This is a genomic window from Stenotrophomonas sp. FR024 (genome assembly GCF_047500745.2).
Classification (GTDB): domain Bacteria; phylum Pseudomonadota; class Gammaproteobacteria; order Xanthomonadales; family Xanthomonadaceae; genus Stenotrophomonas; species Stenotrophomonas maltophilia_A.
Genome location: NZ_JAXAXM020000009.1, coordinates 21,825 through 39,002, shown reverse-complemented (window position 1 = coordinate 39,002; position 17,178 = coordinate 21,825). Strand labels below are relative to the sequence as shown.

At 66.9% G+C, this 17,178-nt stretch carries 14 protein-coding genes; 3 read left to right on the top strand and 11 right to left on the bottom strand.

Annotation, left to right across the window (positions count from 1 at the left end):
• Positions 1-30: 30 nt before the first annotated feature.
• Positions 31-2,142, top strand: a complete 2,112-nt coding sequence (locus tag ACMZ91_RS11625; RefSeq protein ID WP_032128756.1) for a M13 family metallopeptidase — start codon at positions 31-33, stop codon at positions 2,140-2,142.
• Positions 2,143-2,422: 280 nt separating this feature from the next.
• Here the strand turns inward: ACMZ91_RS11625 and ACMZ91_RS11620 are convergent, their stop codons facing one another.
• A complete protein-coding gene (locus ACMZ91_RS11620; RefSeq protein ID WP_049460662.1) occupies positions 2,423-3,595 on the bottom strand; it encodes an MFS transporter in 1,173 nt (390 codons plus the stop codon).
• On the bottom strand, positions 3,592-4,806 hold the full coding sequence (locus ACMZ91_RS11615; RefSeq protein ID WP_049460663.1) for an MFS transporter: 1,215 nt from the start codon (positions 4,804-4,806) through the stop codon (positions 3,592-3,594). The genes ACMZ91_RS11620 and ACMZ91_RS11615 overlap by 4 nt, the downstream gene beginning before the upstream one ends.
• Positions 4,807-4,939: 133 nt before the next feature.
• Between ACMZ91_RS11615 and ACMZ91_RS11610 the strand changes: the two genes are divergently transcribed.
• Positions 4,940-5,527 (top strand): TetR/AcrR family transcriptional regulator, encoded by a 588-nt coding sequence (locus ACMZ91_RS11610; protein WP_049460665.1) that lies wholly within the window; start codon positions 4,940-4,942, stop codon positions 5,525-5,527.
• Between the two features lie 228 nt (positions 5,528-5,755).
• Here ACMZ91_RS11610 and ACMZ91_RS11605 read toward each other — a convergent pair whose 3' ends face one another.
• Positions 5,756-6,685 (bottom strand): oxygenase MpaB family protein, encoded by a 930-nt coding sequence (locus ACMZ91_RS11605; protein ID WP_049460666.1) that lies wholly within the window; start codon positions 6,683-6,685, stop codon positions 5,756-5,758.
• 309 nt (positions 6,686-6,994) lie between these two features.
• Between ACMZ91_RS11605 and ACMZ91_RS11600 the strand changes: the two genes are divergently transcribed.
• Positions 6,995-7,609: a hypothetical protein gene (locus ACMZ91_RS11600; protein WP_032128761.1), complete on the top strand. Its 615-nt coding sequence runs from the start codon at positions 6,995-6,997 to the stop codon at positions 7,607-7,609.
• 39 nt (positions 7,610-7,648) lie between these two features.
• Here ACMZ91_RS11600 and ACMZ91_RS11595 read toward each other — a convergent pair whose 3' ends face one another.
• The 8 genes from ACMZ91_RS11595 to ACMZ91_RS11560 form a co-directional block, all read right to left on the bottom strand.
• Complete coding sequence (locus tag ACMZ91_RS11595; RefSeq protein WP_032128762.1) at positions 7,649-7,993, bottom strand: hypothetical protein; 345 nt, start codon at positions 7,991-7,993, stop codon at positions 7,649-7,651.
• Positions 7,994-8,011: 18 nt separating this feature from the next.
• Positions 8,012-8,782 (bottom strand): LytR/AlgR family response regulator transcription factor, encoded by a 771-nt coding sequence (locus ACMZ91_RS11590; protein ID WP_032128763.1) that lies wholly within the window; start codon positions 8,780-8,782, stop codon positions 8,012-8,014.
• Positions 8,772-10,031 (bottom strand): sensor histidine kinase, encoded by a 1,260-nt coding sequence (locus ACMZ91_RS11585; protein WP_010484138.1) that lies wholly within the window; start codon positions 10,029-10,031, stop codon positions 8,772-8,774. The genes ACMZ91_RS11590 and ACMZ91_RS11585 overlap by 11 nt, the downstream gene beginning before the upstream one ends.
• Positions 10,032-10,243: 212 nt before the next feature.
• Complete coding sequence (locus ACMZ91_RS11580; protein WP_049460669.1) at positions 10,244-11,893, bottom strand: M28 family metallopeptidase; 1,650 nt, start codon at positions 11,891-11,893, stop codon at positions 10,244-10,246.
• Positions 11,894-12,410: 517 nt separating this feature from the next.
• The gene (locus tag ACMZ91_RS11575) at positions 12,411-14,057 is read right to left on the bottom strand and encodes a CsgG/HfaB family protein (protein WP_049463530.1); all 1,647 of its coding nucleotides are present in this window, start codon (positions 14,055-14,057) and stop codon (positions 12,411-12,413) included.
• A 16-nt stretch (positions 14,058-14,073) separates the two neighbouring features.
• On the bottom strand, positions 14,074-14,751 hold the full coding sequence (locus ACMZ91_RS11570) for a hypothetical protein (RefSeq protein ID WP_049398327.1): 678 nt from the start codon (positions 14,749-14,751) through the stop codon (positions 14,074-14,076).
• A gap of 99 nt (positions 14,752-14,850) precedes the next feature.
• Positions 14,851-15,951: a hypothetical protein gene (locus ACMZ91_RS11565; protein ID WP_032128768.1), complete on the bottom strand. Its 1,101-nt coding sequence runs from the start codon at positions 15,949-15,951 to the stop codon at positions 14,851-14,853.
• Positions 15,942-17,138, bottom strand: coding sequence for a hypothetical protein (locus tag ACMZ91_RS11560; protein WP_049463531.1), 1,197 nt, complete (start codon positions 17,136-17,138; stop codon positions 15,942-15,944). The genes ACMZ91_RS11565 and ACMZ91_RS11560 overlap by 10 nt, the downstream gene beginning before the upstream one ends.
• Between the last annotated feature and the right edge of the window lie 40 nt (positions 17,139-17,178).

The following is a 17,178-nucleotide window of genomic DNA, read 5'->3' as shown; positions in this document are numbered from 1 at the left end:
ACTTGGGGTTTTCCGCTGCAAGAGAAGTCCATGTCCAAGCTGCGCCGTCCCACCCTGGCACTGGCCATCGTTGCCAGCCTGTCCCTGGCCGCCTGCGACCGCCCGGCCGATCCGGCTGCCGGCACCGCCGCGCCTGCCGATGCCGCACCTGCGGCCGCCAAGCCGATGCTGGGCAGCTTCGGCTTCGATGCCAGCGGCATGGACCGCAGCATCAACGCCGGCGATGATTTCTTCGGCTTCGCCAACGGCACCTGGGTGAAGAACACCGAGATCCCGGCCGACCGCTCGCGCTTCGGCAGCTTCAACGTCATCGCCGAGAAAACCCTGGCCGACACCCGCGCCATTCTCGAAGGCGCCGCCGGCAACACCCAGGCCAGCGGTGACGACAAGCTGATCGGCGACTACTACGCCGCCTACATGGACGAAGCCGGCATCGAGCAGCACGGCATCGCGCCGGTGCAGCCGCAGCTGAAGGCCATCGATGCGATCGCCGACAAGGCCGGGCTGGCCCGTGCCCTGGGCGGCGACGTGCGTGCCGACGTCGACCTGCTCAATGCGACCAACTTCTACACCGACCGCCTGTTCGGCCTGTGGGTGTCGGTGGACCTGCTGCAGCCGGACCGCAACGCGCCCTACCTGGTGCAGGGCGGCCTGGGCATGCCCGACCGTGACTTCTACCTGGGCGGCGGCCGCATGGCCGAGCTGCGCAAGCAGTACCAGGCCTACATCGCACAGATGCTGCAGCTGGCCGGTGTCGCCGATCCGGCGGGCAAGGCGCAGCGCATCCTCGCGCTGGAGACGAAGATCGCGCAGGCGCACGCCACCCAGGAAGAAACCAATGATGTGACCAAGGGCGCCAATCCCTGGACCCAGGCCGACTTCAATGCCAAGGCGCCGGGCATGGACTGGAACGCCTTCCTCGACGCGGCCGCGCTGGGCAAGCAGCAGGACTTCATCGTCTGGCAGCCCAAGGCCGTGGCCGGCCTGTCCAAGCTGGTCGCCACCGAGCCGCTGGATGTCTGGAAGGATTACCTGGCCTTCCACGCGCTGGACCGCGCCGCTGCCTACCTGCCGAAGAAATTCGCTGATGCCCGCTTCGCCTTCCACGGCACCACGCTGAGCGGCACGCCGCAGCAGAGCGACCGCTGGAAGCGTGCAGTGGACGACGCCAACCATGCCATCGGCGAAGCGATCGGCAAGCGTTACGTCGAGAAGCACTTCGACGCCAAGACCAAGGAACGCGCGGACGAGATGGCGAAGAACATCATCGCCGCCTTCGCCAAGCGCATCGACGCGCTCGCGTGGATGTCGCCGCAGACCAAGGCCAGCGCCAAGGCCAAGGTGGCCGGCCTGACCGTGGGCATGGGCTACCCCGAAAAGTGGCGTGATTACACCGGCCTGGAGATCCGCCGTGATGACGCGCTGGGCAATGCGCAGCGCGCCGAACTGTTCGAGTACCAGCGCAACATCGCCAAGCTGGGCAAGGCGGTCGACCACAGCGAGTGGGCGATGCTGCCGCAGACCATCAACGCGATGAACGTGCCGCTGGAGAACCGCCTGGTGTTCCCGGCCGCGATCCTGCAGCCGCCGTTCTTCGACGGTGCTGCCGACGACGCGGTGAACTACGGCGCCATCGGCGCAGTGATCGGCCACGAGATCAGCCACGGCTTCGACAACGCCGGTGCGCTGTTCGACGAGACCGGCAAGCTGCACAACTGGTGGACCGCTGAAGACCTGAAGCAGTTCAACGCCGCTGGTGATGCGCTGGCCGCACAGTTCAGCAGCTACGAGCCGTTCCCGGGCGTGCATGTGAACGGCAAGCTGACCCTGGGCGAGAACATCGCCGACGTGGCTGGCCTGGGTACCGCCTACGATGCCTACCAGCTGTCGCTGCAGGGCAAGCCGGGGCAGACCCTGGAAGGCTTCACCCCCGACCAGCGCTTCTTCCTCGGCTTCGCCCAGGCGTGGCGCAGCAAGAGCCGCGAGCAGGCGCTGCGCAACTCGCTGCTGACCGATGTGCATGCACCGGGCCAGTTCCGCGCACTCACCGTGCGCAACATCGACGCCTGGTACCCGGCGTTCGAAGTGAAGGAAGGCCAGAAGCTGTACCTGGCCCCGGACAAGCGGGTCAAGGTGTGGTGATGTAACCGGAACGGGCGCCGAAAGGCGCCTGTTTCATTTCCCGGTAGCTGCCAACCCTGGTTGGCAAATGCCCCGCTCTGGTGGGTGCCAACCCTGGTCGGCACATGCCCCGCTCTGGTAGCTGCCAACCTTGGTTGGCAAATGCCCCGCTCTGGTGGGTGCCAACCTTGGTCGGCAAATGCCCCGCTCTGGTAGCTGCCAACCTTGGTTGGCAAATGCCCCGCTCTGGTGGGTGCCAACCTTGGTTGGCACGGAGCAGGAATCCACGCATGGCGTGGATCTACCTGCGGGTGGTGGCAACCATCAGCAGAGCGCTCGCAGCCAACACCGCAGCAGCCCAAAGCGTGGCGTACGGCCCGACACCATCCAGCAGCCGTCCCCCGCCCCACGCGCCAAGTGCGATACCGATGTTGAACACGCCTACATACAGGGCGGTGGCGATCTCCACGGCCTGCGGCACCGCTTTCATCATCCAGCTCATCAGGCCCACCGATACGCCGCCATAGGCCAGGCCCCATAGCAGCAGCACCGCAATGCCACCGCTCGGCGTGCCCCCCACCCACAGCAACAGCAGCGGCGTCAGCAGCAGGCCCGATGCGATCGCCAGCAACGTACCGCGCGGATGGCGTGCTGCCAGCGGCCCGGCGATGAAGTTGCCGGCGATGCCGGCCAGGCCGTAGGCAAACAGCAGTGCACCGATCCACGACGCCTCCACGCCCGAGACGGACGTCAGCAGCGGCCGCACGTAGGTGAAGGCGATGAAGTGCCCGGACACCAGCAGCACGGTCAGCCACAGCCCACGCCGCAGGTCGCGCTGGCCAAGCTGCTGTACGAACTGCCGCGGCTGCGCCGATGTACTTACAGGTAACGCGGGAACCACCCGCAGATGCAGCAGCATCACCGCCGCACTGAACAACGCCATCGCCGCAAAGGCGCTGCGCCAACCCAATGCATCCCCGATCAGCGCGCCCAACGGAACGCCCAGCACCGACGCTGCGGCCACGCCGCCGAAGATGATCGAGGTAGCCAGGCCGATGCGGTCAGCCGGCACCAGACGCGCAGCCAGACCGCCGGCGATGGCCCAGATGCCGCCCATGCAGAACCCCACCAGCACCCGTGCGGCCAACAGCCAGCCGATGCCCGGTGCCAGCGCCGACGCGAGGTTGGCGACCAGCAGGAGCGCAAGCAGCGCGCACAGGATGCGACGGCGATCGATGCCACCGGCTGCGATCACCACCAGCGGTGCGAACACTGCCGCCAGCAGGGCCGGCAGCGAGATCATGAGGCCGGCTGTGCCGGTGGACGCGCCGAGATCTTCGGCGATCGGGGTCAGCAGGCCGACCGGCAACATTTCGGTGGTGACCACCGAGAACGTGGCGAGGCCGACGGCGGAAACCGCCCACCACGGATGACGAGGCACAGGCGCGGCGTGCGCAGGCGATGAAGCGCTCACGGGACGATTCCTTCAGGGGATGTGGTCGAGGCAGACGGGCGCAGTGCACGGTGCGCGAGCACGGCGAACAGCAGCACGCCACCGCCTGCCACCAGCGCAACAGCAAAACCGCTGCGCACGCCCCCCGCATCGACACCCTGCCCGGACAGTGCCGCGCCCAGCGCCACGCCGATGTTCAATCCGGCCAGCAACCAGGTCATGCCTTCGGTCAGGCGCGATTCGGGCACGTACTGTTCGACCAGCGACATCGCCACGATCATCGTCGGCGCGAAGAACACCCCGGCCAGCAGCACGGCAACGGCCAGGGCAGGCAGGCTGCCGACCCACAGCAGCGGTAGCGTGGCCAATGCAGTGGCCGCTGCTGCGGTCAGCAACAGGCGCGGCAACGGGATCTGCAGCTTCAGTGCACCAAACAGCAGGCCCGCCGCGCAGCTGCCCAGCGCATAGGCCGACAGCACCCAACTGGCAGCCAGTGGCTGCCCGCGCTGTTCGGCGAAGGCCACGCTGGTGATGTCGACGGTACCGACAATCACACCCATCGCCAGCATCAGCAACGCCAGCAGGCGGATCTCCGCTTGCCGCAGCAGCGAGCGCGAGGGTGTTGCGCCTTCGCAGCGCTGCAGCGGTGGTTCGGTACCACGCTGCAGGAACAGTGCGGTCACTCCGATCACCAGCAGAAGGGCTGCAGCCAGCACGCCGGCCTGTGGCCATACCGCTACCGACAATCCGACTGACAACGGTGGCCCGGCGATGAAGGTGACCTCGTCGAACACCGTCTCCAGCGAGTAGGCGGTCTGCAGTTGCGGGCGCCCGCGATGGATCGCGGTCCAGCGCGCGCGCACCATCGCCGACACACTGGGCATGCAACCGGCCAGCATCGCCGCAATGAACAGCGTCCAGTCCGGCGCGGCCAGCAGCGTGCACGCAAGCAGCAACAGCAACCCGGCCGCACTGGCCGCGGTGGCCCACGGCAGCACCCTGCCCTGCCCGCGCCGGTCGACCCAGCGCGATACCTGCGGCGACAGCAACGCGTAGGTCAGCACGAAGGTGGCCGACACCGCACCGGCCAGTGCATAGCTGCCGCGCAGCTGGGACAGCAGGGTGATGATGCCGATACCGGTCATCGGTAGAGGAAGGCGTGCCAGCAGCCCGGCCAGGGCGAGGCCGGCGGTGCCGGGGGCCGCGAACAGGTCGCGATAGGGGGTGGCCATCAGGTTCTCCAGGGCAGCGACTTGCCTGGCGCACTGGGCGCCACGACAATACATACAGAGTGTATGAATAAGAGGCTACATTCATACGCACCGTATGTAAATAATCATGCACTGTGTATGTAAGGAGCTCCGGATGGTTCGTCGCACCCGCGCCGAGATGGAAGAAACCCGCGCCACCCTGCTGGCCACCGCCCGCCGGGTGTTCAGCGCGCATGGCTATGCCGCCACCTCGATGGACGACCTGACCGCCCAGGCCGGGCTGACCCGCGGCGCGCTGTACCACCACTTCGGCGACAAGAGGGGTCTGCTGGCGGCTGTCGTCGCCCAGCTCGATGCCGAGACCGACCTGCGTCTGCAGGCGATCAGCGATGGCGCGGATGATGCCTGGGACGGCTTCGTGCAGCGTTGCCGCGCCTATCTGGAGATGGCACTGGAGCCGGAGATCCAGCGCATTGTGCTGCGCGATGCGCGCGCGGTACTGGGTGGTGCCTCACCGGAATCGCAGCGCCACTGCGTGCACTCGATGCAGCACCTGATCGAACATCTGGTGGCGCAGGGCGTGGTGGCGCCGGTGGACGCGCAGGCGCTGGCGTCGCTGATCTACGGCAGCCTGGCCGAGGCCGCGTTCTGGATCGCCGAGGGCGAGGATGGCGACGCGCGCCTGCGGCAGGCGACGGCGGCGCTGGAGATGCTGTTGCGTGGGTTGAAGTCGGCCGGGTGAAGCCCATCCGCGCATGGCGTGGATCTACTGCGGAATCCGCTCTGGTAGAGGCCAACCTTGGTTGGCGCTTCTTCGGCACCGCGCGAAATGCGTGCCGACCAAGGTCGGCAGCTACCAGAACCAAGGTGTCAGTAGATCCAGCTACTGCGGAATCCGCTCTGGTAGAGGCCAACCTTGGTTGGCGCTTCTGCGGCACCGCGCGAAACGCGTGCCAACCAAGGTTGGCACCTACCTGGGAACGGTGGGCCACCCGCGCAACACCGCCACCGGCACGCCCATGCGCGTGCAGGCGCGGCTGGCCAGGCCATCGGGTAGCGCGCGGCGGAACAGCGGCGCCATGCCCTGCATCAGCTTCGCCGACGCGGCCGCCTGCGCCCGTTGGCGGCCATTGCGCTCGAGCATGCCTTCGGCCCAGTCCGGCAGCAGCGCGGCACCGGCCCCCAGAAACACTTCGCGCGACAGACCCGGCACCGGTACCGGCAGGCGCACGCCGGACAACACCTCCAGCACTTCGCGCGAGCGTTCGTCGACGCGCAGTTCCGGCTGCCGCGCGCAGAAGTACGCGGCCACTTCGGCTTCACTGCGTGGCACATCCACCGCACCCAGTGCCTCGGCCACGCAGCGGTACTCGTCGTAGTAGCGATCGGCGATGTGCGCCGGCACCTCGCGCCCGTAGCGGCGGAAGCCTTGCAGGAAGCCAAACGCCTCGGTCACGTGCACCCACGTCAGCAGCTGCGGATCGTCCGCCGCATAGGGCTCCCCCTGCGCGGTCTGGCCCCGGATCTGCGCATGGATGCGGCGTACCTTGGCCACCAGCGCCTCCACCTCGCCGCTGGGCGCATAGCTGGTGCCGGCAACGAAGGCGGTGGTGCGACGCAGGCGTCCCACCAGGTCCTGGCGGAAATTGGAGTGGTCGTAGACGCCGGCCAGCGCGCGCGGGTGCAGGGTCTGCAGCATCAGCGCACACAGGCCACCGGCCAGCATCGACGGGAATTCCGCATGCAGCCGCCAGGTGACGCTGTCCGGGCCGAACCAGCCCGGGTCTCCCAGCGGGTGGTCGTAATCGATGCCGCTCTGGCCACGCGGGAAGGCCTCCAGCACCCAGCGCCGGATAGGCGCGGTGACGGGGCGGGAAAGTCGCTGCAGCAGAGCCGGCATCACAGGTCCAGGAAAGGCGGAAGAGCGGCCGCAGGTTGCGCGGTCGGCCCCGATTCTGGGCGATCACGACGCCGACGGCGAGTCTCCGCGCTCAGCCACGGTTTCATGTGCAGCCGCAGCACGTTTCACCCTGCGACATCCTGTCGCAGGCTGCGACCATGATGTTGCAGTGCAACAACATTCACCCATTCAGACAAAACCCTTACGCCGCTAGGCATTGCGCCCATTGCACGGCTCGCTGGAAGTGCTAGAACTGAACCCGCCACACCGTCCAACGCTGATCGACGCACGTTCCACAAGGAGCCAGCCATGATTGCTTTGTTCAAGGGTTTGGGACTACTGCTTCGCGACAACGAGCTCTACAGCAGCCCGTTCGAAAAACAGGTCGCGCACTGGCGCAGCCTCAGCGAGCAGCAGATCCGCGATGAAGTGGCTGTGCTGGCCCAGGCTAAGTGCCAATGGCTGATCGCCTCGATCGTCGGCTGGCAGGCGGCCTCGCTGCTGATCCTCGGGCTGATCACCAACTACCTGTGGCGCGACGATTACCACATCACCTTCACCCGCGTGGTCGTGGTGTTCGGCTCATGGATCTCGATCCTGTTCGTGATCTGGTTCATGGCCAACATGTTCGACCGCACCGCCGGTTTCGAGCGTTGGATGAAGGCCTTCAACAGCCGCGCCCGCATCAGCTCCAAGGCCGACAGCGTCGAGAACGTGGCCGAGGCACTGGACCTGGCCGAGCACTACCCGGAAGTGCTGGACTACAAGCAGGCCGTCACCGCCAAGCGCGAGCTGCGCCATGAGGACATCCGCATCATGACCGAGATCGGGCGCATGAAGCAGCACTCAGAACTGGTCGGCCGCCTGAACCATGTGGGTGAGAACGAGCACCACCACGACCTGACACTGCAACCTGCCTACTGACCCTTCAGGGAAGCGGGGGGACCCACAATGCCACCGTGATCACTCACGGTGGCATTGTTCTATCGGGTCCTGGCTGACGCATTGGTGGAAGCCCCTGGGCAGGTCACGCATCGCCTCGGTCTTTCCCACCGCCACCGCGAACCGACGCAACGGCGGCGTGGCACACGCGGCCCCGCTGCTGCATGCAGGGTCCAGCACCACGTAGTGGCAGTGGCCACTGCTGCTGGCGATGCACTGGAACCGCGCCTCGCCATCGACCACGGTGCGTTTGCTGTACAGCGTGTCCACGCCGTTGGCATTGGTACGGGTGATCGAGGTTTCGCTGGACTTCTCGCAGCCGGCCAACGACAGCGCAGCAACGCAGGCAAACAGGAACAGGCGCATGGTGCCTCCAGGGTGCGGCTACATGCCGCGGAACAGGCTCATGAAGGGTTGGCTGACCACCAGCGTCTCCGTACGCCCACGCAGGCGCAGCACCCCGCGCCCGGTATCGTCGCGGCTGACCGCTGCCACCGCCTTCATGTTGACGATGGTCGAGCGATGGATCTGGCGGAAGTGCTGCGGATCGAGCACTTCCAGCAGCTCGCGCAACGGTGTGCGCAGCAGGCTCTCACCGGCCGCGGTCATCACGGTGGTGTACTTGTTGTCAGCACGGAAATAGGCCACGTCTTCCAGCATGATCAGCTGCGTCTCGCGGCCGTTGCTGGCGGTGATCCAGGCCAAGGGCGGGCGCTCTGCCGCCCTCTGCGACGGCCCCAGGCGCTGAAGCAGGCGTTCGAGTACGGCATCGTCCTGGCGCGTTGATGGCAGCCGCGACAGGATGCGTTCGCGCGTGGCCAGCAGGCGCTCATCGCTGACCGGCTTCAGCAGGTAGTCCATCGCACCCTGCTCGAACGCGTCGATGGCGTACTGGTCGTAGGCGGTAACGAACACCACCTGGGTGCGCGGGCTCAGTTCGGACAGCGAACGGGCCACTTCAATGCCACTGATGCCGGGCATGCGGATATCGAGGAAGGCGATGTCCGGCTGTTTCTCGGCCAGCTGTTCCAGCGCACTGGCGCCATCCTCGCACTCGGCCACCAGCTTCAGGTCCGGCCACAACCGGCCCAGCTGCTCGACCAGCGACTGCCGCAGCAGTTCCTCGTCTTCGGCAATGAGCGCCTCAAGCGGCATGGCTGCGCTCCTTGCTCGACTGCGGCAGGGTCATGGTCGCGGCCACGCCGCTGGGGAAGTTGGCGACGATCGCCACGCCGGCCTGTTCGCCGCAGGTCAGGCGCAGGCGCTCGCGCAGGTTCTTCAGGCCGATGCCGGTACCGCTGGTGCCCTGGCCGAAGCCGAGGCCATCGTCGGCCACCGTCACCGTTACATGGTCATCGAAGCCACGCGCCAGGATCCAGATCGTGCCACCGCCGGGCTTCGGTTCCAGGCCATGCTTGATCGCGTTCTCCACCAGCGTCTGCAGCGCCATCGCCGGCAGCTGCACGCCGTGCAGTTCGTTCGGTACCTGCACCTCCACCCCCAGCCGTGCGCCCATGCGGATACGCAGGATCTCCAGGTAGGCACGGGTGCGCTCCAGCTCCACGCCCAGCGTGGACAGCGATTCGTCCACCTGTGGCAACGAGCTGCGCAGGTACTGGATCAGGTGGCCCAGCATCTGGTCAGCACGTGCCGGGTCGGTGCGGGTCAGCACCTGCGCGTTGGCCAGCGTGTTGTAGAGGAAGTGCGGTTCCACCTGCGCGTGCAGCAGGTTCAACCGGGCCACCGACAGCTCCTTTTCCACCTGGGTCTGCTCGGCCGCGGCCTGCTCGTCGCGACGCTGGTCGGCAACACGGCGGCTGATCGCGCGGGTGACCGCTTCGGCGTTCTCGAAGTTGCTGCCCTCATCCAGTGCCAGCAGGTCGGCCCACCAGCCGGCATCCGGCTCAAACAACAGGGTGACGGTACTGGTGCCCTGCCCCGGCGTGACCGTCGCCAGCACGCTGTTGCGCTTGATCGCCAGCCGTGCCGGCAGGTTCCAGCGCGATGGCTGGCGGCCGTTCCAGGCATCCACGCGGCGCACGTAGGCCCGCACCTGCAGGCTGCCGGCCGAACTTTCCACGTCTTCAACGCGCGGCAGTTCAGCGATGGCCGCTTCCACCACCGAGAATGCCTGGCCGGCATCCATCGGCAGTTCCACCTGGCGGCGCTGGCGGCCGGAGAGCGTGGTCGAATCCAGCCGGCCGGCGACCAGCCAGACGCGGCGTACATGGGTAATCGCGCTGCCCAGCGCGGAAATCATCAGAAACATCGCCAGCAGGCCGAAGATCCAGCCGGGGCCATCGTTCATGCCGCTGAAGATGCCGCTCCAGACCATGCCGGCGACGAACAGCGCCGCAGCCCAGGCCAGCAGGTGACGAAGCAGGAGAGAGAGGCTGGCGAACACGGCGGCGCCTTGGAGGAAGGGGGTGAGCCGAGCATAGGGCGGCCCGCCGGGCAAACAAGCGGGTTGCGACGAAGGGCCGGAAAGCGGGGATGGAAGCCATTCTGGTAGAGCCGGCCGCTGGCCGGCTCCCCATGACCTCCACAAGCATCACAAGGTTGCCGGCCAGCGGCCGGCACTACCCGGGAGGCGCCGGGCGAACCCGGCGCATTCCCTTACTTGCGCTGGTCGGCGCTGGCGTCACGCACGGCGCGGAACGATTCGTCCTTGCTCCAGTTTGGCCAGCTGCGCGAGTTGGCCAGCTGGTTGCCCAGCGTGTACAGCACCTCCAGGTCGCGGGCGGCACCGGCGAACACCCAGTCCGGCTGCCACTCGTCGCCCTGCTGGTGGTAGCGCTTGGCGGTGTAGTCCTCGGAGGCCTTCTTGCCTGCGGCCACGCCACCGTCCACCCAGTCCTGGCCGGCCGACCAGGACAGCGCCGGCACGCCACGCTTGGCGAACGGGAAGTGATCGGAGCGGAAGAACAGGCCCGCTTCCGGCTTCGGGTCCGGCGTGTAGCGGATATCCCAGCCCTTGGCCACGTCCTTCAGCTGGTCCAGCAGCTCGAAGCGCGCGGCACCGTAGATGCCGAAATCACGCGACGGCCCGAACGGCGCCATGCCATCCATGTTGATCACCGCCACGGTCTTTTCCAGCGGATACAGCGGATGGGTGGCGTAGTACTCCGAACCCAGCAGGCCCTTTTCCTCGGCGGTGACCGCCAGGAACAGCAGCGAACGCTGCGGGCGCTTGGCCTTGGCGAAGCCACGGGCCAGTTCGATCAGCGATGCGGTGCCACTGGCGTTGTCCAGAGCGCCATTGAAGATCCGGTCGCCACGTGCGTCGGGCTCGCCCACGCCGATGTGATCCCAGTGCGCGCTGTAGACGATGGTCTCGTCCGGGTGGCTGCTGCCCTCCAGGCGTGCGGCCACGTTGTGCGAGGTGATCACTTCGGTCTTCACCGCGTACTTCGCGTCCAGGCTGGCGCCGGTCAGCGGCACCGGGGTGAAGTCGCGCTGCTGCGCCTTCTTCTTCAGCGCCTCGAAGTCCTGCCCGGCCGAGCGGAACAGCTCCACGGCCAGGTCGCGCTGGATCCAGCCTTCCAGCAGCGGGTGGCTGTCGGCCGGGTTGTCGCGCACCACGTCGAACATGGTGTTGGTGTTGGAACCGGCCACGGTGGCCCAGCCGTACGACGCCGGTGCGGTCTCGTGCACGATCAGCACGCCCAGCGCCCCCTGGCGGGCGCCTTCTTCGTACTTGTAGGTCCAACGGCCGTAGTAGGTCATGCCCTTGCCGTCGAAATCACCCTGGCCGGTCTCGAAGTCCGGGTCGTTGATCAGCACGACGGCGATCTTGCCCTTCAGGTCCACGCCCTTGAAGTCATCCCAGTTGCGCTCCGGGGCCTTCACGCCGTAGCCGAGGAACACCAGCGGGGCCTTGCTGATGTCGACGTTGCTGGCGCCGTTCATGGCAGCGCGCACGGCGATCTGCTTGCCCTGTTCCAGCGCAACGGTCTTGCCGCCCTGGTGCAGCGCCAGCTGCGGTGCGCCGACGATGTCGCCCTTGCGCAGCGGCACCGCCTGGGTCCACAGGCGCTTGCCGTCCTTGAGGTCGCCGCCCGGCTGCAGGCCGGCGTCGGCGAACTGCTTGCTGAGGAAGGCGATGGTCTTCTCTTCGCCGGCGGTGGCCGGGGAGCGGCCTTCGTAGGCGTCGGAGGCCAGTTCCTTGACGTCGGCGGAGATCCGCACGCCATCGAATTTCGGGGTGGCCGCCATCAGTGCGCTCGACACCGAAAGGGCCAGCACGCCCAGTACTACTCGTTTCATTGCTCTCTCCAGCAGGGAAATCCTTCTGGAGTGTAAGGGGTTCGGCAGGGCTGCGCCCTGCACCCGCAGAAACAACGGCAACGGCCGAAGCAACAGCAAAAGCTGGGTTCCTGAGGGTAGGCGGGGTAGGTCCGGTTGCGGGGGACGCCGTGAATCCGTCCCTGGAGGCTTGGGCGCGCCATCCATGGCGCTTACACCCCCGCAACCGGACCCACCCCGCCTTCGACAGGTTCCCGCTGCTGTTGGTGGGTGTCGACCTTGGTCGACACACCGCTGTTGGTAGGTGTCGACCTTGGTCGACACGCCGCTGTTGGTAGGTGTCGACCTTGGTCGGCACGCCGCTGTTGGTAGGTGTCGACCTTGGTCGACACACCGCTGCTGGTAGGTGTCGACCTTGGTCGACACACCGCTGCTGGTAGGTGTCGACCTTGGTCGACACGGACGGAAACAAGAAGGGGTCAGTTCCCTTTCCCAGCGGGAACGGTCTCTGACCCCATCGGTGTGTTGCTTGAGCCTGTTACCAGTTCGGGTCTTCGGCCGGGGCGGCAGCGGGCTTGGGCTTCGGCTTGGCCGCCGGGCGCGCGGCGGCAGCCGGTGCAGCCGAGGCCGTTGCGCCAGCAGCGGCAGCAGCCGGCTTGCTGCCCAGCTTCTGGCGCAATTCAATCTGGCCCGGACGGAAGCCGCCGCGCATGGCGTCGACGCCGTCTTCGATGGTGCCGTACGAGGTCTGTGCAGCCACGCGGTCGATGCGGATGGTGCAGCACGGGTGTTCGCTGCGGCCCAGCGAGCGACCGGTCTGCGGGTCCTTCAGTTCTTCGCCCAGGCGCACGGCCTGCCAGCGCTGGCCGGCCTGCACGGTGTCACCGCCCTGGCTCAGCACCACCTGGTCTCCGTCCACCGAAACCACCGACACCGGGAACAGCGTGGTGACGATGGCGGTGCCGATCTGGCCGGACAGCGATTCCATCATCGCCGCGGCCATGTTGCGGCCATTGACCACGCGCGGCAGGGTGCTCGGGCCGGTCGAGGCCAGCTGGTGATCGAAGCTGTCGGACATCACCACCTGGCCGGTGGTGGCGTTGATCAGGCGCAGGGTAATGCGGCCGCCACCGGAGTACGAGGTCACCTGGCGGTCGGACATGCGCAGGTTGCGCACGCTGCGCGGGTACTCGAAACGTTCGATGGTCGGGATCAGGATCAGGTCGGTCGCCAGCTGCTGGCCCACGCGTGCGGTGTCCTGCAGGCGCACGTTGCCACTGTTGATGTGATCGATCTCGGCCTGCAGTTCGTCGCCGAATTCGCGGTCCAGCACGATGAAGCGCTGGGTCTGGGTCAGCGTGTCGGACAGCCGTGCGCGGATCGCATCGGCCACTTCATCGGCATCCACGCGGCCGTCTCCGACGGCGTAGCTGCCGGCCTTGGTGCGCGGCAGGGCAACCACGATCTTCGGCTTGCCCTGCTCGTCCGGCGCGCGGTACTGGGCAATCTGTGCGCGCACGCGCACCTTCCAGTAGCTGCGCATGCTGCGATGGGTCACGTCGGAATCGAACGAACTGGCGCCACGCTTGGCATCGACGTTGACCTTCTCGTCGTAGCTTTCCCTGACGCTGGCCGAGGCCGAACCGCTCTTGGCCGATGCTTCGCCGGAGGCACTGGCCGACGCCGAGCCCTTGAAGCTCCAGCCTTCGTCGCTGGCGCGCACGCGGGCGATGGTTTCCTCGTCCAGCTGCCGCACTTCATCCTGCGACAGGATTTCATAGCCCAGCACCGCGCCCTGCGAGCCGGCGATCATCTGCTGGGTGAACGCGTCGGCGCGGATATCGCCGACGTGTTCGTCATCCACATCCACATGCAGGCCTGCACGCAGGCTCTGCATCTGACTGGCCACGCGTACGCCGTTGACCTGCGCCACCGCCGACTGCAATGCCGCCAGCACCGCCAGTTCCGGGGTGCTGCCAATGCCGTCGGCTTCGCGCGCGACCTGGGTGATGCCGCCGAAATCCGGCGTGCCACGCAGGGGCGCTGCTTCCACTGGCGCATTGCTGGCCAGTGCACTGGTTGCCTTGTCCTTGGCGGGCGCGGCGGCCGGGGTGTCCTGCTTGCCACAGGCTGCAAGCAGCGTGGCAGCCAGGCCCAGGCCGATCAAACGGTAGGTCATACGCATGGAGATTCGCCTCGGATCAGAGCGTGTCGAGCATCGAATCGGCGTTGGACGGCACCTTCACCTTGCTCTTCTTGGCGAAGGTCACGGCCGACTTGGTCGAACCGTACAGGCCCTGGATGAAGCCCGGCGATTCCTTGGCCACCCATGCACCTGCTGCCAGCTTGCGGCCGACGGTGGCCAGCTGGGTCGCGCCCAGGTTCTTCATGCCGGCGGTGAAGTTGCTGGCTTCGCCGCCCAGCTTCTGTGCTTCGGCCGCCGAGGACAGCAGCGAGACCAGGCCTTCGGCGTAGTGCTGCTTGGATTCAGCGTTCAGTTCCGGCTGTGCGGCCTGGCGCTCGTTGATCGCCGCCTGCGCAGCTTCACTGACCGACACCGACTTCTTCATCGCATCGACGCTGACCGAACCCGACGACAGCGCCTGGCGCTCGGCTTCCAGCAGCTGCACCTGCTCGGCCAGGCCGAAGGCGCGGGCAAACGAGGTCTGGGCCTGCAGCGAGTGCGACTGCGAGCTGACGAAACGACGCACCAGCGCTTCCTGCGCGGCTTCGTCCGGAGCGGCGGCGCTGGAGGCGCTGCTGCTGGAGGTGCCGGTAGCGGCGCCAGCCAGGTCCTTCAGCTTGCCCAGGCCAGCGTGGGCCGGCATCGACAGGGTGGCGGCCGCGATGGCCACGACAAGAGCGGTATTGCGGATCATGTGAGTGTCCTTTTGGGAGAGACGGCCGCGAAGCGGCACGTGGGAAATCGGTAACCCCGGGCGATGCCGAGCGAGCGCCCCACCCACCGGGGTGGCGGATCAACGAACTGCCTTGACGTTCAGTTCGTTGATCATCTGCTGGGCAGCCTTTTCAGCCGCCAGCTGCAGCGCGTTGGTACGGGCGACGGTTTCGTTCGGGCCGGTACCGGAGAACTGCACCGGGCCCACCGACGACACGGTGCGCGGGAAGCGACCGGTCACGTCCAGCACCTTGCCGGTGACCGTGACGAACACGCGGGTGTTGCCGCTGGCCGGGTCGCGGTCGCGCATGCCGACGTCGAGGGTGCCGACGGCGATGTACGGGATGTTGGCCGCACGGATGCCGTTGGCGGTATCACGCAGGGTGGCCGGGGCCAGGTCGTTGCCGGTGCTGAAGTCCTTGCGGATACGCTCGATGCTGAGCAGACCGCGCGACTCGCCTTCCACGTATTCGGCTTCAACCACTTCGTAGCCGGCGGCGCTGAAGGCGCCGGTCATCGCGGTGTTCACTTCGGCGGCGTTGGCCACCTTCCAGCTGATGTTGTCGCTGCGCTGGGTGGTGCTGCCACCGCTGGTGACCGACATCGAACCATTCTGGTTGATGCTGCCGTTGGTGCTGACCGAGTTGCCGCGGAAGCTGTCGCCTTCACGGGTGTTCTCGCTGTAGCTGCTGCTGGCGTCGACGCGACGGTATTCCTTGTCCTGGAACGACTGCACGGTGTCCTGCGAGCGCGCCATGAACAGGAAGGTCAGCAGCGAGCGCTGCGCGGCGGTGGCACCGGCCACGGCCGAGCCGGCATCCAGCTTGGTCTGCAGCAGTGTGGTGTTGATCTCGGCGCGGACGGTGACGGTGTAGGTCTTGGCCTTCTTGTCTTCAATGTCCGACAGCTGCACGGCGCTGAGCACGTAGCGGTCGATCTCGCCGATGAACTCGGAGCGACGTGCTTCGAACAGGCGCAGCTTGGCCGCACCGGTTTCGGCGATGTACGCCTCCAGTGCATTGACCTTGGCCTTGTTCAGGGCCTGGGCGCGGGTGTCGGCACTCAGGCGCAGGCCGTAGCTGGCCGAACCGGTACCGCGTGAACTGGCGGTCTGTGCAGCGACCGGGGAGGCCACCACCAGGGCGATGAGGATGAGCAGGATGGTACGCATCAACGACATGACTTGATCAACTCCTGGAGGGCTTGGGTCTGCTGCTGCAACGGGCGGCCGCCCGGCTTCTGTTCGTCCAGCCAGCCGCGCGAATCGGCGCGCTTGGCGGCGGCGCCGGCGAAGGCGTCGAAGCCGGCCAGCAGGGTTTCGTAGCTGGCCGACCACTGGTCGACCTGCCACTGCGTGACCGGCACCACCTTGGTGGCACCCTTGCGCAGCGGCTGTTCGAAATAGACCTTGCCGGAGAACGGCTCGGTCACCTTGGCGGTGAAGAACGCGCCGAACAGCATCGTCTTCATCGCCGGCGTTTCTTCGATCACGCCGTTCTTCAGCGCATCCACCTGCAGGTTGATGACGTAGTCCGGCTCGGGAATCTTCAGCTGGTAGACCTTGCCGTCGGCAAAGCGCGCCGCCATCGCACCACCGATCGCCTGGCCCGAGGCCGGCGGCAGCAGGCCGACGCCGGTATTGGACGACAGCGTCTTGGACAGCTCATGGGCCAGCGTGGCGCGCAGCGGGGCTTCCCACTTCGGGTCGGGCAGCTTGGCGCGGACCGCGTCGGACAGGGTTACGCCACCGACCTGCAGGCGACGCACGGCGGCATCGGGCAGCTTGGCCTGGGCGAGGCTGGCGGCCAGTACCTGCGACAGGCTGGTCGCAGCGTTGCCGTACAGCAGATCGGCGACGATCGCATCGATATCGTCGTTGTCGGGGCGGTAATCCTGCACATCGATGCGCTGCAGGGTGAGCGGATAGGACGCGATCACCTGGCGCTCGCGGAAATCGAAGAACAGCGCCTGCAGCGCCACTTCCACCAGCACCTTGTACTGGTCGCCGATCGGCTCGACCGAGACCAGTTCGCGGTCCAGTGCCGCGGCCAGCACTGTCGCACTGGTGGTGCCGTCGAGCATCGCCACCGGCTGGTCGATCAGTTCCAGATTGGCCGGCGGGCGACGCTTGAGCCCCTGCCCCAGGGTCTGGTTGAGCGGGATCAAGCCACGCTTTTCCAGCACGGCGTGCGCATGCGGCGTGGTCGCCTGCACGGCAGCGGCATCAGCGGTATAGGCAAAACCGGCCCAATAGGCCTGCTGTGATTTGTCTGCCGCCTGCACGGCCATCGGCCATACGGCCAGGCACAGGGCACAGGCAAGCAGGCGCGCAAAAGCGCGCGATGCGCTCTTCGTCCTTGAATACATCCAACCGCTCCTCGGTCAATACGCATGGAAAGTGGACGCT

What these genes read in the sequence shown, in the direction of transcription:
- ACMZ91_RS11615 (WP_049460663.1), bottom strand. Translation starts at nt 4,806, where the DNA reads ATGGCCACCCCCTATCGCGACCTGTTCGCGGCCCCCGGCACCGCCGGC.
- ACMZ91_RS11625 (WP_032128756.1), top strand. Translation starts at nt 31, where the DNA reads ATGTCCAAGCTGCGCCGTCCCACCCTGGCACTGGCCATCGTTGCCAGC.
- ACMZ91_RS11595 (WP_032128762.1), bottom strand. Translation starts at nt 7,993, where the DNA reads ATGCGCCTGTTCCTGTTTGCCTGCGTTGCTGCGCTGTCGTTGGCCGGC.
- ACMZ91_RS11575 (WP_049463530.1), bottom strand. Translation starts at nt 14,057, where the DNA reads ATGCGTATGACCTACCGTTTGATCGGCCTGGGCCTGGCTGCCACGCTG.
- ACMZ91_RS11565 (WP_032128768.1), bottom strand. Translation starts at nt 15,951, where the DNA reads ATGTCGTTGATGCGTACCATCCTGCTCATCCTCATCGCCCTGGTGGTG.
- ACMZ91_RS11605 (WP_049460666.1), bottom strand. Translation starts at nt 6,685, where the DNA reads ATGCCGGCTCTGCTGCAGCGACTTTCCCGCCCCGTCACCGCGCCTATC.
- ACMZ91_RS11600 (WP_032128761.1), top strand. Translation starts at nt 6,995, where the DNA reads ATGATTGCTTTGTTCAAGGGTTTGGGACTACTGCTTCGCGACAACGAG.
- ACMZ91_RS11570 (WP_049398327.1), bottom strand. Translation starts at nt 14,751, where the DNA reads ATGATCCGCAATACCGCTCTTGTCGTGGCCATCGCGGCCGCCACCCTG.
- ACMZ91_RS11560 (WP_049463531.1), bottom strand. Translation starts at nt 17,138, where the DNA reads ATGTATTCAAGGACGAAGAGCGCATCGCGCGCTTTTGCGCGCCTGCTT.
- ACMZ91_RS11610 (WP_049460665.1), top strand. Translation starts at nt 4,940, where the DNA reads ATGGTTCGTCGCACCCGCGCCGAGATGGAAGAAACCCGCGCCACCCTG.
- ACMZ91_RS11590 (WP_032128763.1), bottom strand. Translation starts at nt 8,782, where the DNA reads ATGCCGCTTGAGGCGCTCATTGCCGAAGACGAGGAACTGCTGCGGCAG.
- ACMZ91_RS11580 (WP_049460669.1), bottom strand. Translation starts at nt 11,893, where the DNA reads ATGAAACGAGTAGTACTGGGCGTGCTGGCCCTTTCGGTGTCGAGCGCA.